Origin of the sequence: Bacillus litorisediminis, from assembly GCF_022808645.1 — a bacterium.
Classification (GTDB): Bacteria; Bacillota; Bacilli; order Bacillales; family JC228; genus Bacillus_BF; species Bacillus_BF litorisediminis.
The window spans coordinates 1-13019 of the sequence record NZ_JAKZKT010000020.1 but is presented as its reverse complement, the minus strand read 5'-3'; the positions used below and the strand labels follow the sequence as shown (position 1 = coordinate 13019).

Genomic DNA, 13019 nt, shown 5'->3' with positions numbered 1-13019 from the left:
CAGACCTTTATCTAAAAACACAAAGGTCTGCTTTTATTATTATTCAAGCTAAATCAATAGATGGGTTTAATACATGCCCGGCATCCCGAAAATTTAACAACTATGTATCAGGGAATATGTGCTTGTTTATGGGACGAGGAAACTGTCTCTGCATCTCCTTTTTCTTTTCCTAGAATAACTTTCTAGAATAGTAAGTTAAAATATTCCGAAATCCGAACCTCGAAAATGAAAGCGTTTTAAATATTTCAGAATTGAAATAATTATTGACTTTGTCTGAAAACAATTATACTATTATAAAAAATTTGATAGAGAGAGAATCAAAAAGGTCATTATTCATTAATAGATTACGCTTTCGACACGTAAAAAAGAGTCGGTTTTTATTTTTCTGTATACTGATATATTACATATCGTATATGTTGGAATCATTACTTTTTTAATGAAAAGTTGGCCTAATTTGGACGCATCTTGAGGGGAGCAGAATGATGAAAAAATCTACAAAAGAATATTTGGTCGATCGTGCATATAAAGCTTCACAGGGACTTGCAAATGCGGTTCTAGTTACCCTAGGAATCGGCCTTTTAATAGAATCTTTTGGAACCTTTACCGGTTGGGAAGGATTTAACACGATAGGGAAAGCCACGCAGCTGATGCTGGCTCCTGCAATCGGAGCGGGGATAGCCTATCAGCTTGGCGGGAATACATTGGTTGTTTTCAGTGCCATGGCATCCAGTGCAATTGGGGCAAATGCTGTCAGGCTTACAGAGGATGGAGGCGTGACCTTAGTAACTGGTCAGCCGCTTAGTGCGGTTTTGGCAGCCTTAATTGCGACGTGGGTTGGTAAGCGTGTAACAGGAAAGACGAAACTGGACATGATGGCAATTCCGTTTGCAGCTGTATTGGCAGGTGGAGTATCTGGTGTATTTTTAGCGATGATTACGACTCCTTTACTCGAATGGCTAAGCGCTCAGATAACAGCATCTGTTGAAGGTTCTCCTTTAATCGGACCAATGGTAATTTCGCTTGTTTGGAGTATTTTTCTGATGTCACCTGCATCCTCTGCCGCGATTGCAATTGCCTTGCAGCTTGACCCTGTATCAAGTGCGGCTGCATTGATTGGATGTACCGCTCAATTTGCGGGATTCACTGCGATGTCTTTAAGACAAAATGATATTGGTGCGAATATCGCACAGTCCCTAATTACGCCAAAGGTTCAATTTCCGAATATCGTCAAGAATCCGCGTCTTGTGATTCCGCCCTTTATTGCTGCCGTGGTTTGTGCTCCGATTGCAACGATGATATTTAACCTCCAAGTTCCATATCAATTGGCAGGGCTTGGTCTGAATTCCTTAATTGCTCCAATCAATATTTTAGCGAACCAAGGGGCCGTGGTCTTTTCAGTTTATATAGCCGTAGGTGTCATCCTTCCTATTATTATCTCCCTTGCCTTATATCAAGGTTTGAAGGTAATAGGATGGGTAAAAAAAGAAGATTTGCGTATGGTTGTGCAGTAATTGAACTAAAAGTAAATGAGTAGATTTAAGGTACACTCCATTTTGTTTTGAACAAAGTGGGGTGTTTTGTATTTATTGGAGAGGAGCAAAATGGAAATTAGTTTATTTCTATTAACAGTTGTTACGGTTGAGATACAGCCTCTCGAAAGTGGAGCCAATCTCAGGCTTACACAAGCTGGCTTTTCGGATGCGGAGTCTAGGGACCAGCACGAAGAAGCTCGGACATTCGTACTGGAAGACCTTGAACTAGTCGAGAATCCCGTTTGTTATCGAAAGACCTAGCTTTAGATTCACATGAACCCCAAACTTCAATCCGGGGAACTATACCTAAACTTGTAAAAACAAAGGCAAATAAGTTACTCCGAGAGGGAGATCGGATTAAGTGATTGCTTGTATAGGCAACCCCAGGACGTACACCCGGTTCCATATCATTTTTTGATACGAGCAACATAGCTTTGATTGCTGGTGACTTTTTTCAGACAGAGGGAGGTATCGCTGCAGCTGGTCAGCTTCATCCTTCATTTCCATGCTTAATTGGGCCTTTCCAGCTAAAATTGGGAACCTTTAATAATTAATTGATAAGAAAAACGGGTATAAGGGGCTTTTGTTTTTATACCTGTTTTTTTATAACTTATGAAACCCGACCTGTCTGTTTAGTTCCTCAGCACCTTCCAATAGAGCAGGCAAGTATACGTTTTTGATTTTCTCTTCTGATGATCTCATGGAGTTGGTCGATATATTCATCGCTGCGATTGGTTCCCCTTTCCAGTTGAAGATTGGAACGGCAATCGAACGAAGGCCAATTTCAAGCTCATCGCATCCTTCAGCATAACCTCGTATTCTGCATTTCTCAAAATCTTCCTCAAGCATATCGAAATCTGTGATCGTGTTAGGAGTAAATGCTTCTGCCTTTACTGAATTCCAAAGCTGTTTTCTCTCCTCTTTAGGGAGCCAAGCAACCAGCGCTTTTCCTAAAGAAGTCGCATAGTAGGGAAGTCTTGAACCAATGTGTAAATTGGAACCAATAATTCGTTCTGCCGCTTTTACCCTTGATATATAAACAATATCTGCATGGTCCAAAATCGCCAGATTGGTGGATTCCTTTACTTCTGATGCAATTTTTACAAGGATGGGGTGGGCCAGATCAGGAAGATATAAGGATTCGAGATAGTTAGCACCTAAATCCAATACCTTTGGACTCAATGAAAATTTATAGTCAGGGTGTACCCTTAAATATCCTAAATCGGCAAGGGTTAAGGCAAACCGTCTGACGGTTGCTTTGTTAATCCCTGTTTTTCTCTCCAAATCACTTAATGATAAATAGGAAGAGCTTGAATCGAACGCCTTCAGCACTTCAAACCCCTTAGCAACCGAATTGACAAAATAATTTGATTCCCTCTCATTTTTCATTCATGCATTCTCCTTTTAATTATTTTCAAAAAAATAACACAATTAAGTTGATTGTTTAAAAGATTGCTATTATAATAAAACCACAATTTCATTATCCGTATAACTATACGCATAGTGTACACCTTTCGTTTAATGAGTGCAATATTTTTTATAGAAAAATGTAAGGGGTTTCAAGGTCATAGTATCTTACTTTACATGAGGAAGGAGAGAATGTACGTTGAATAAAATCGTATCTGCAAAGGAAGCCATTTCTCATATAAAGGATGGTCAAACAATAGCAGTCGGAGGATTTGGATTAGTCGGTTGCCCGCTCGGATTGCTAGAGGCTCTTGGAAACCATAATGTTCGTGATTTAACAGTAATTAGTAATAATCTGGGTGAGCCTGGAGGAAGAGGTCTGGGCAAGATCCTGCTTCAGAATAAAATTGCAAAAGCGATTGGATCGTACTTTACCAGTAATATTGATGCTGTTCATTATGTGAATGAAGGAAGGCTTGAAGTTGAATTGGTCCCCCAAGGAACACTGGCTGAGCGACTTCGTGCAGGCGGAGCAGGGATTGGCGGTTTCTATACAAAAACGGCTGCCGGAACCCTGCTGGCAGAAAATAAGGAAACTCGGATCCTAAACGGTGAAGAGTATATCTTTGAATTACCGCTCATACCGGACGTAGCTCTAATTAAAGCAAAGAAGGCTGATAAACTCGGAAATCTAGTCTTTTCAAAAACAGCCCGTAATTTTAACCCTGATATGGCAAAGGCAGCCAAACTGACAATAGTGGAAGCGGAAGATATTGTTGAAGTCGGTGAATTAGATCCGGAACATATTGTGGTCCCTCATTTATTTGTTGATTTGATTGTAAAAGGAGGGAATGAGTAATGAATAGCAAGCAAAAAATTGCAGCCCGTGCTGCGATGGAAATTAAAGAAGGGGCGATTGTGAATTTAGGAATCGGGATCCCTACATTAGTAGCTGATTTCCTGCCAAGTGATAAGGAAGTATTTTTACATTCTGAAAATGGCTTGCTTGGTGTTGGCCCAAGTCCCGCTGAAGGGGAAGCAGACCCGGAAATTATTAATGCCGGGAAACTTCCTGTTACAGCCAATGTAGGTTCATCTTATTTCTCCTCTTCCGAATCATTTGGAATGATTCGGGGAGGGCATGTTGATATTGCGATTTTGGGTGCCTTGCAGGTTGCTGAAAATGGCGATATTGCGAATTGGGCTGTACCGGGAAAAGATATTCTTGGTGTTGGAGGAGCGATGGATCTTGTTGCCGGTGCCAAAGAAGTTATAGTGACTACACAACATTGTGCCAAAAATGGTGATCCGAAACTAGTCAGAAGATGTGACTACCCGATTACAGCCAAGAATGTGGTTAGCACCATTATTACAGAACATGCTGTATTTCGTTTTATTGACGGCAAAATGGTTCTTGAAGAAATAGCAGAAGATATGACGTTAGAAAAATTGAAAGAAATCACACCGGCTGAATATACGGTCTCACCTAATCTTTCGAAATACCAAATCGATGAATCGAAAGGAGAAGTTCTTCATGGAGCATGAATTTGTCATTGTAAGTGCCAGAAGGACTCCCATCGGGCGTTTTGGAGGAACATTAAAGGATCTAAATTCTGGAGATTTGGCAGCAATAGTCATAAAGGATGCTTTGCAGCAAACCGGACTTTCTGTTGATCAGATAAACGAAGTCATTTTTGGCGAAGTACGGCAGTCGACTGAATCATCGAATGTGGCTAGGGTCGCAGCCTTGCGCGCTGGCATTTCTGAAACGGCTGCGGCCTATACGGTCAATCGCCTTTGTGCATCGGGAATGCAGTCGATTGTTTCTGGAGTTCAGCACTTAGCCTTTCATCCTGATGAAATTGTGATTGCAGGCGGTACAGAAAATATGAGCAGGGCTCCTATATATCTGCGAAATTCCCGTTTTGGAGAAGGAAATCCTTACCTGGTTGACTCTAACTTTGAAAACGGACAGCAGCCATTTGAAATGTATGGCAAGGATTTAGGGATGGGAATGACAGCTGAAAATGTCGCTGAAAAATATGGGGTCTCCCGCAGTGACCAGGATGCTTTTGCGTATGAGAGTCAAAGCCGAGCGAAACATGCGTGGGAAACAGGGAAATTTGACTCACAAATTGTACCGGTTGAAGTGAAGTCGAAAAAAGAAACCGTTGTTTTTTCAAAAGATGAACATTTGCGAGAAACATCATTAGAGAAACTGGCAAACTTAAAACCTGTATTTAAAATAGATGGAACGGTTACAGCTGGAAATGCCTGCGGACGAAATGACGGGGCAAGTGCTGTCGTTATGATGACAAAAGAAAAAGCTCTTCAGCTAGGTCTTAAACCGCTCGTTAAAATTAAGAGTTGGGCAACCGCAGGTGTTGATCCTCGTTATATGGGAATAGGTCCTGTGCCAGCCGTTACGAAATTATTAGAAAAGACAGGACTGTTAGTAAGTGATATTGGATTAGTCGAGCTAAATGAAGCGTTTGCATCACAATCACTTGCAGTTATTCGCGAATTGAAGATGGACACGGATAAAGTTAACGTAAATGGTGGTGCAATCGCACTGGGACATCCGCTTGGTGCAACAGGATCCGTTATTATAACAAAATTGGTGCATGAAATGAACAGCAGACAAGTACAATTTGGAATCGCGACATTATGTGTTGGCGGCGGTCAAGGAATGGCCATCTTGCTGGAATCAGTATGATCAACAATCTATGAACGGAGGTTCAAGTAATGAAAACAGAATTTAATCAAAAACCGTTACAGTTGCCCCCTACGACATGGAAAGAAAAGCTTAAGCATATGGGTCCGGGACTTGTTGTTGCGGCTACAGGAGTGGGCACAGCAGATTTGGTAACGTCACTCGTTATTGGAACATCCTTTGGGATGACATTTGTCTGGGCCATTGTAGTTGGTGCAATCCTTAAATATTTTCTTAATGAAGGTGTGGGAAGATGGTACCTGGCGACAGGTAAAACGATGTTAGATGGCTGGCACAAGCTCGGTAAATGGGCAACGGGTTATTTTGGAATCTATTCGATCATTTGGGGGTTCGTTTATGGTGCGACTGCAGCCTCCACATCAGGAATGGCAATGCATGCGATGTTCCCTATTATGCCGCTGTGGGCTTGGGCAATCATTCATGCCGTCGTAGGCTTCTTGCTCGTTTGGACAGGACGCTATCTATTATTTGAACGAGTAATGTCTGTTCTTATTGGTGTCATGTTTATCACGATTATCGGTACGGCTCTACTTTTCCTCCCAAGCTTCGGTGATTTTGCAAGCGGTTTTGTTCCGCGTGTTCCAGAAGGCTCCTTCTTCCTTATGCTTGGTTTGATTGGCGGTGTTGGAGGAACCATTACAATGGCTTCTTACGGCTACTGGCTAAGTGAAAAAGGCTGGAAAGGAAAAGAATGGGTAACTACCATGAGACTTGACTCAAAAGTAGCTTATACACTTACAGCGATCTTTACGATGGCTGGGCTAATTATTGGGGCTCAGTATCTTGCAGGAAGCGGAGTCAGCATCCGTGGTGACCAAGGCTTGATTGACTTGTCCAACATGCTAGGCGAAGACTTCGGTCAGCCTATGCGCTGGATGTTTTTAATCGCATTCTGGTCTGCAGCATACACCTCACTATTAGGTGTTTGGAACGGAGTGCCTTACCTTTTTGCGGACTTTATTAAAACCATTCGCAAGAAGAAAGAAGAGGGTGTGGTTCAATACGTTTCTGAAAAAGAACCGGCTTACCGTTTCTATCTTGCATGGCTAACGTTCCCGCCAATACTCTTATTGTTCTTAGGCAAACCGGTCGAACTTGTTATTCTTTATGGAGCTCTAGGTGCACTATTTATGCCGTTCTTAGCCCTTTCATTGCTCCTGTTGCTTAATTCAAAAAGTGTTCTGCCTGATTACCGAAATAAAGCAATGGCTAATATCGTATTAATTGGGTGTCTAGTACTATTCGCGGTATTAGGTATAAATGAGCTAATTGGTATTTTTTCAGGGAAATAAATAGAAAAATAGAGACTGTAGGCAAATTTGTTAGAGAACAATTTTGTTTACAGTCTCTTTTTTGTTAATAAATTGGGCTAAAAAAAGGTATTTGACTGGATGCATTTTTTAAATGGAATAAATGGCGCTCATAGGAAATCGAGCTTTCGTTATGGTGTATCACAATCGGATGCTTTTTATATACCGCTGAGCCTTGCCGTTGCATCGCAATCCTATACAAATGTTTAAAGGATGGCCTTAAAACAGAGTTTCTTAAAAAAGGCGGTATCGTACTCCATGGTGCTCTTGCTTTATTAAGATGCTCTATCATTTGTTCTGCAGTTCCAATTCCTACTCCATGCCCAAAAAAGGTGCCATTTTCAAGAACCACTGCACTCTCTCCTCTCCACCAAGGGGTTTCTGGATGGAATTCAGGGTTCTCAAAGTAAACTACATCTCCAGGTATAAAATGATAAGTATAATAGGTTCGAAGTCCGAGATCTTGATCTTCTACCCAGCTGTACAAATAAAGGTTTGCGAAATATCGATCAAACAAATTCCTGCCAATCGTTTTAAGTACAGCATGATAAAAAATAATCATGATCGCTGTTGCACATTCAAATCCGTATGAAGAACTGTTTTTAAAGATATCCTCAATGGCAACAGATGGTCTGACGCCAGGCTTCAGCCGAAAACCGCCCATATGTGTTAATTGCCAATAACGGGGGTTACAATAGGACTTAGAAAAGGGTACAAACTGTGAACGGCCCTGACTCATGGCTCGAGCGCTTAAAATGATATTTTTTCGCATTTCCAGTTCAAACCGTAATTCATTTACCGATTGAAAGGGATAGACCCTCATATCTTGCTGCATCCGCTGAAGGATGATACTCTCTATACTTCCAGCTGGCCATAAGCCACTGTTATGAAAAATATTTCCCGATAGCATAATCATATCGATCCCTTCTTTCTGACATCAAATCTTCTGTGTCATTACCTAGGGTATTCGGACTTTGTATTAAAAGTGTATAAACCCACATAAAATGGTTGATACATTCTAAGTCGGATAGAAGCTGATACTCTGGGAAATCTAATAAAAAATATTGGAATATCATGAAGAGGTGAAATATGACTGTAAATGATCATCTTAATCAGAAAAAAGCAACAGATGGCAGGGAAGGCTCAACAGAAAGAGATATTGTCGAACAAAATAGGGGAAATCATCAAGAGGGAACAATCCACGCGGAAAAAATGCGCTACAAAAACGCAGATGAAATATATGAATAATGGAAAAGGTCCAAAGCTTATCAAAAAGCTAAGCTTCGGACCTTTCAATATTTTCCCTGATTCCCGTTATCAAAGTAATCGACGCAAACCTGCTTTAATCCCTCCAGCTTCGCAATTAATCCATCAATGTCTGACGTATGGATAGTATCACATAATTCATTGCCTTCTTCAGTCTTGGAACGTATATGAATTTCCATCGAACCGTCCCACCTTATATTAGCATCAAAAGTCCCATCTTCATCTTCCACTTCCAATCCAATTACTCTTTTTTCATCGTTTACATGTTCTGTTTTAATGACCCATTTCATGTCCTGTCCTTCACCTTTCAATAAGAAAATGTAAGTTTCGAAATCTTTGAAGTATAATTTTCCCTTCTCCCTTATTTTTAACCTTTTAGTAAAGCGGAAGGATATGGGAAAGATTATTGGTAAAAATATCAATGACTCTTTTTAGTGAAGGGTGGTTATCAAAATGGAATGGAATTATATATGGAAAGCTATTTTAATTGTTATTGCGGGAACTGTTCTTTTACGGATTGCCGGCAGAAAAACAATTTCACAAATGACGCTAGCAGAAACCGTGATTATGATTGCAATTGGTACTCTTCTTATACAGCCAGTATCGGGACAGGATATTTGGACTGCTTTTATGGTAGGGGCAGTTCTTGTTTTAACCTTACTCTTCATAGAATTGATTCAGATGAAGTCTGACAGGTTTGAAAAGCTGATTACAGGTAAAGCAAAGGTTGTGATTGAGAACGGACAATTAAATGAAAAAAATCTAAAAAAGATGCGGTTATCGGTTGACCAGCTTGAAATGAAACTCAGGCAAAACAGTGTCTCAAAAATTAGTGATGTAAAATGGGCTACCTTAGAACCGAATGGTCAGCTGGGCTACGAATTAAAGGATGAAGTTAAGCCCGTTACAAAACAGGATTTTGAGGAATTTAAACAAGCGATCGTCAATTTAATCCCAAGTAATACACAGCTTACGCGGATCAATGAAATATTAAATTTGATAAATAAACCTTATAAGCCAGAAAGCCAAGAGGACATCTTTGCAGAGGTTCAAAATCAAACCCATAAAAAAAATCCGCCTAAACATTTACAGTAAACTTTAGTGAGTAAGCCGATGGACATTTTTTGCGTTTCTATTTAACTAGAGACGCATTTTTATTTAGAAAACTCAGTTAATAAATTGCCAATCATGATAGAATTTAGAAAATATATCAGATTCTTTTTTAGAAAATGAGGGAAATACATGAGTAACGAACTACTGATTAGACAAGCTGCTATTGAAGATTTACCAAAAATAGTTCCATTATTTGATTCATACCGCGAGTATTTTCACCAACCGAAAAATCCTGTAAAAGCAGAGCAGTTTTTATTTGACAGATTTCAAAACTTACAATCGGTCATTTTTATTGCTGAGCAGGAAGATAAAGTTATTGGATTTGCCCAACTGTTTCCTATTTTTTCTTCATTAAGCTTACAGCGTGTTTGGTTATTAAACGACTTTTACATTGCTGAAGGGTACCGTAATAAAGGTATTGGAAAACAGCTTTTTGCCAAAGTAAAAGAATTCGCATTGCTGACAAAATCTAAAGGTATAGAGCTGTCAGTAGAGCATACCAATGAAAGAGCATGGCATTTTTGGGAAAAACAAGGGTTTAAAATGGATAAGAAGTTTCGCTACTACTCTTATTTACTCTGACATTATTTTGTTGATAAATGTATGAATACCTACTTAGTTCATATTGACATTTTCCAATTAGAGGTTCATAATATTTAAAAATATTATGAAACTTTAACAAGGAAAAGTTTTATCGCTTTGAAAGATCAAAGGATCTATCCAGGCACGATAATCCTGTCTTTGTTAAGAAATTATCAATAATCATCTTTTGCCCAGACTGAAAAAATGATGGTTAGACAGGGAGAATGGACATGAGCGCAAATCAAATTAAAATGGAATTAACGTCAGCTAAAAAGCAAAAACCGGATTTTGCAAACCTTCCATTCGGCAGGCATTTTACTGACCATATGTTTGTGATGGATTACACAGAAGGAAAAGGCTGGCATGACGCTAGAATTGTTCCTTATCAGCCTCTTACACTAGATCCGGCAGCTATCGTTTTTCATTACGGTCAAACGGTTTTTGAAGGAATGAAAGCTTATTTAACAAAAGAAAATGAAGTACTTTTATTTAGACCGGACGAGAATATGAAACGTTTGAACCGCTCCAACAAACGATTATGCATCCCTCAAATTGACGAAGAACTTGCCTTAACAGCCCTTAAGCAATTGGTTGCAATAGATCGTGATTGGGTTCCAAATGTAGAGGGGACATCCCTATATATTCGTCCGTTTATTATTGCGACTGAACCTTATTTAGGAGTGGCCGCATCTAAGAACTATCAATTTATCATCATCATGTCACCTGTTGGAAATTATTATGCAGAAGGCATCAATCCGGTTAAAATTGCGGTAGAACAACACTACGTCCGTGCCGTTAAAGGCGGGACTGGTAATGCGAAAACAGCAGGTAACTATGCAGCCAGCTTAATTGCCCAAGAAGAAGCAGAAAAAGCAGGGTATTCCCAGGTCCTTTGGTTAGACGGAAAAGAACATAAATATATTGAAGAAGTAGGAAGTATGAATATCTTCTTCAAAATCAATGGTGAAGTAGTAACTCCTGAACTCAATGGCAGTATTTTGGAGGGAATCACAAGAAAATCTGTCATTGAGCTAGTGAAACATTGGGGCCTTCCGATGAAAGAAAAAAGAGTTTCCATTGAAGAAATCTACCAGGCCTATCAAGATGGCTTACTGGAAGAAGCATTTGGTACGGGTACTGCTGCCGTCATCTCTCCTGTCGGGGAATTATATTGGAACAACGAGAAACTTGTTATAAATGGCGGTAAAATCGGGGAAGTTTCTCGGAAGTTATACCATACAATAACTGGCATTCAATGGGGAAATATACCAGATCCATTTGGCTGGAGTGTAAAAGTAGAAGAACAAGAAGAAAGTCTTGTAAAATAACACTTCTTTATATAAAAGTTGGCTATTATATATCAGAGTTAGATTTAGTGAAAGACAAACTCAAATGGGTTTGTCTTTTATTCTTTCACTCAGGAAAAAATTTCGCATGAAAAAAATGTTACTTATGGTATACTGTGAGAATCTGTTTTGTTGGTATTGTAAAGATAAGAGTTTAGTAGAAGAAAGGTGATGGAGATTCATGCTTCACAACCCAACAGGAAAAGAACGTCTGGCATTGGCTTTTCTACTCAGCTCACTGGGAATTTTAGGTCCATTTAATATTGACATGTATTTACCGAGCTTCCCCGATATTGCTGCTGAATTAGAGGCGAGTGCTTCACTTGTACAGCTTAGTTTAACTGCATGTTTAGTTGGCCTTGCAGTCGGTCAGCTAATTATTGGACCAATCAGTGATGCACATGGAAGGAGAAAACCATTATTAATATCGATTTTCTTATTTGCGCTATCATCACTTTTTTGTGCACTGGCTCCGAATATAACGATGTTGATAATAGGAAGATTTTTGCAAGGATTTACTGCTTCTGCAGGGATTGTTCTCTCTCGTGCTGTAGTGCGTGATGTGTTCAGCGGAAAAGAACTGACCAAATTTTTTGCCCTTTTAATGGTGATTAATGCAACGGCTCCCATGATTGCGCCAATGACTGGCGGTGCCATTTTGTTATTACCATTTGCCAGCTGGCATACGATTTTTTATTTTTTGTGTGCACTTGGTTTTCTTATCGTGATCAATATTGCAATGAGATTAAAGGAAACATTGCCTCCGGAAAAACGGATTCCAAGCTCGTTTGGGCACTCTGTTCGTACGATAGGAAGTCTGTTAAAGGATCGTTCTTTTATGGGATACGCCTTGACGGTAGGATTTATCCATGGAGGGAGTTTTGCATATGTAGCAGGTACTCCTTTCGTATATCAAGGTATTTATGAGGTGTCTCCTCAAGTATTTAGTATTCTATTTGGAATTAACGGTCTGGCTATTATTTCTGGAAGCTTCATCATTGGTCGTTTTAGCGGAATTTTTGAAGAAAGGAGCTTGCTTCGGACAGCAGTCCTAATTGCTGTCAGTGCAACTTCTATCCTTCTGATCATGACGATTATTAAAGGACCGCTAGCCACACTTGTCATCCTGATTTTTATTTATATGACGTCAATGGGAATGATTGTCACCAGTTCTTTCACGCTTGCGATGAAAAACCAAGGGCATCGGGCTGGAAGTGCTAGCGCTGTGTTAGGTTTACTCCCTTTATCACTAGGTTCCCTAGTCGCTCCTCTAGTTGGTCTTGATGAGACAACGGCTGTTCCGATGGGGGCAACGCTATTTATTACTTCATTTCTTGGGTCGATTGCATTTTTTACTTTAACAAAGACGAAACAGGCAAAACCGGTAGTGAGCTTAAAGATGGAAGGATGACCCTATTATTATGGTTCTCCGTCAAATGTTGGGGTGATGACTAATTGTCGTCACCCTTAACCAATGTGAACCCCAATTCCTTTATATTGATGTGAAAGTAATATTTTGGCTCTAAAGCGTTTAAAGCTTCTAAAGCCAAATGCGTTTCGTTTTAATACTTTGGTTGAGTTATTGATCCCTTCCAAAAAACCATTGGAAAAGTTATATGCAAAACTATTAAGAATTTCGGTTTGCCAGTTTTGAATGGTTTGAATGGCCTTTTTCATTTCTGGAATTTCAGAAGCCTCAACCAGTTGATAAAAATCCTTTAGTTCTTGT

15 protein-coding genes are annotated in these 13019 nt (G+C 39.7%); 11 read left to right on the top strand and 4 right to left on the bottom strand.

Annotated features, from left to right (window positions below):
• Positions 1–482: 482 nt before the first annotated feature.
• Both MLE14_RS11755 and MLE14_RS11750 read left to right on the top strand, forming a co-directional pair.
• Positions 483–1511, top strand: a complete 1029-nt coding sequence (locus MLE14_RS11755) for a PTS transporter subunit IIC (RefSeq protein ID WP_243298571.1) — start codon at positions 483–485, stop codon at positions 1509–1511.
• Positions 1512–1601: 90 nt separating this feature from the next.
• Positions 1602–1793 (top strand): hypothetical protein, encoded by a 192-nt coding sequence (locus tag MLE14_RS11750; RefSeq protein WP_243298570.1) that lies wholly within the window; start codon positions 1602–1604, stop codon positions 1791–1793.
• Positions 1794–2135: 342 nt separating this feature from the next.
• Here the strand turns inward: MLE14_RS11750 and MLE14_RS11745 are convergent, their stop codons facing one another.
• Entirely contained in the window at positions 2136–2921 is a 786-nt protein-coding gene (locus tag MLE14_RS11745; RefSeq protein ID WP_243298569.1) for an IclR family transcriptional regulator domain-containing protein, read from the bottom strand.
• A gap of 217 nt (positions 2922–3138) precedes the next feature.
• Between MLE14_RS11745 and MLE14_RS11740 the strand changes: the two genes are divergently transcribed.
• From MLE14_RS11740 to MLE14_RS11725, 4 genes are read left to right on the top strand one after another with little or no spacing between them, the layout of a single operon-like run.
• On the top strand, positions 3139–3798 hold the full coding sequence (locus MLE14_RS11740) for a CoA transferase subunit A (protein WP_243298568.1): 660 nt from the start codon (positions 3139–3141) through the stop codon (positions 3796–3798).
• Positions 3798–4484: a 3-oxoacid CoA-transferase subunit B gene (locus MLE14_RS11735; RefSeq protein WP_243298567.1), complete on the top strand. Its 687-nt coding sequence runs from the start codon at positions 3798–3800 to the stop codon at positions 4482–4484. The genes MLE14_RS11740 and MLE14_RS11735 overlap by 1 nt, the downstream gene beginning before the upstream one ends.
• Positions 4474–5655 carry a thiolase family protein gene (locus MLE14_RS11730; RefSeq protein ID WP_243298566.1) on the top strand — a complete coding sequence of 394 codons (1182 nt, stop codon included), beginning with the start codon at positions 4474–4476 and terminating at the stop codon, positions 5653–5655. Before MLE14_RS11735 ends, MLE14_RS11730 begins: the two co-directional genes overlap by 11 nt.
• Before the next feature lie 29 nt (positions 5656–5684).
• Positions 5685–6965, top strand: a complete 1281-nt coding sequence (locus tag MLE14_RS11725; protein WP_243298565.1) for an Nramp family divalent metal transporter — start codon at positions 5685–5687, stop codon at positions 6963–6965.
• A gap of 64 nt (positions 6966–7029) precedes the next feature.
• On the opposite strand, the gene MLE14_RS11720 is transcribed toward MLE14_RS11725, so the two are convergent.
• Complete coding sequence (locus MLE14_RS11720; RefSeq protein ID WP_243298564.1) at positions 7030–7899, bottom strand: protein-glutamine gamma-glutamyltransferase; 870 nt, start codon at positions 7897–7899, stop codon at positions 7030–7032.
• A gap of 173 nt (positions 7900–8072) precedes the next feature.
• On the opposite strand from MLE14_RS11720, the gene MLE14_RS11715 reads away from it, so the two are divergent.
• Positions 8073–8231 (top strand): hypothetical protein, encoded by a 159-nt coding sequence (locus MLE14_RS11715; RefSeq protein ID WP_243298563.1) that lies wholly within the window; start codon positions 8073–8075, stop codon positions 8229–8231.
• 44 nt (positions 8232–8275) lie between these two features.
• Here MLE14_RS11715 and MLE14_RS11710 read toward each other — a convergent pair whose 3' ends face one another.
• Positions 8276–8539: a hypothetical protein gene (locus MLE14_RS11710; protein ID WP_243298562.1), complete on the bottom strand. Its 264-nt coding sequence runs from the start codon at positions 8537–8539 to the stop codon at positions 8276–8278.
• A gap of 163 nt (positions 8540–8702) precedes the next feature.
• Here MLE14_RS11710 and MLE14_RS11705 point away from each other — a divergent pair, with 163 nt between their 5' ends.
• The 4 genes from MLE14_RS11705 to MLE14_RS11690 all read left to right on the top strand — a co-directional run bounded on the left by MLE14_RS11705 (position 8703) and on the right by MLE14_RS11690 (position 12701).
• Positions 8703–9344, top strand: a complete 642-nt coding sequence (locus MLE14_RS11705; protein WP_243298561.1) for a DUF421 domain-containing protein — start codon at positions 8703–8705, stop codon at positions 9342–9344.
• Positions 9345–9491: 147 nt separating this feature from the next.
• Positions 9492–9944 (top strand): GNAT family N-acetyltransferase, encoded by a 453-nt coding sequence (locus MLE14_RS11700; protein ID WP_243298560.1) that lies wholly within the window; start codon positions 9492–9494, stop codon positions 9942–9944.
• Positions 9945–10174: 230 nt separating this feature from the next.
• Positions 10175–11272 carry a branched-chain amino acid aminotransferase gene (locus MLE14_RS11695; protein WP_243298559.1) on the top strand — a complete coding sequence of 366 codons (1098 nt, stop codon included), beginning with the start codon at positions 10175–10177 and terminating at the stop codon, positions 11270–11272.
• Between the two features lie 199 nt (positions 11273–11471).
• Positions 11472–12701, top strand: coding sequence for a Bcr/CflA family efflux MFS transporter (locus MLE14_RS11690; protein WP_243298558.1), 1230 nt, complete (start codon positions 11472–11474; stop codon positions 12699–12701).
• Positions 12702–12757: 56 nt separating this feature from the next.
• Here MLE14_RS11690 and MLE14_RS11685 read toward each other — a convergent pair.
• The coding region (locus tag MLE14_RS11685) for a transposase (RefSeq protein WP_243298557.1) at positions 12758–13019 on the bottom strand (262 nt) is incomplete at its 5' end.

What these genes read in the sequence shown, in the direction of transcription:
- MLE14_RS11755 (WP_243298571.1), top strand. Translation starts at nt 483, where the DNA reads ATGAAAAAATCTACAAAAGAATATTTGGTCGATCGTGCATATAAAGCT.
- MLE14_RS11750 (WP_243298570.1), top strand. Translation starts at nt 1,602, where the DNA reads ATGGAAATTAGTTTATTTCTATTAACAGTTGTTACGGTTGAGATACAG.
- MLE14_RS11745 (WP_243298569.1), bottom strand. Translation starts at nt 2,921, where the DNA reads ATGAAAAATGAGAGGGAATCAAATTATTTTGTCAATTCGGTTGCTAAG.
- MLE14_RS11735 (WP_243298567.1), top strand. Translation starts at nt 3,798, where the DNA reads ATGAATAGCAAGCAAAAAATTGCAGCCCGTGCTGCGATGGAAATTAAA.
- MLE14_RS11730 (WP_243298566.1), top strand. Translation starts at nt 4,474, where the DNA reads ATGGAGCATGAATTTGTCATTGTAAGTGCCAGAAGGACTCCCATCGGG.
- MLE14_RS11725 (WP_243298565.1), top strand. Translation starts at nt 5,685, where the DNA reads ATGAAAACAGAATTTAATCAAAAACCGTTACAGTTGCCCCCTACGACA.
- MLE14_RS11720 (WP_243298564.1), bottom strand. Translation starts at nt 7,899, where the DNA reads ATGATTATGCTATCGGGAAATATTTTTCATAACAGTGGCTTATGGCCA.
- MLE14_RS11715 (WP_243298563.1), top strand. Translation starts at nt 8,073, where the DNA reads ATGACTGTAAATGATCATCTTAATCAGAAAAAAGCAACAGATGGCAGG.
- MLE14_RS11710 (WP_243298562.1), bottom strand. Translation starts at nt 8,539, where the DNA reads ATGAAATGGGTCATTAAAACAGAACATGTAAACGATGAAAAAAGAGTA.
- MLE14_RS11705 (WP_243298561.1), top strand. Translation starts at nt 8,703, where the DNA reads ATGGAATGGAATTATATATGGAAAGCTATTTTAATTGTTATTGCGGGA.
- MLE14_RS11700 (WP_243298560.1), top strand. Translation starts at nt 9,492, where the DNA reads ATGAGTAACGAACTACTGATTAGACAAGCTGCTATTGAAGATTTACCA.
- MLE14_RS11695 (WP_243298559.1), top strand. Translation starts at nt 10,175, where the DNA reads ATGAGCGCAAATCAAATTAAAATGGAATTAACGTCAGCTAAAAAGCAA.
- MLE14_RS11690 (WP_243298558.1), top strand. Translation starts at nt 11,472, where the DNA reads ATGCTTCACAACCCAACAGGAAAAGAACGTCTGGCATTGGCTTTTCTA.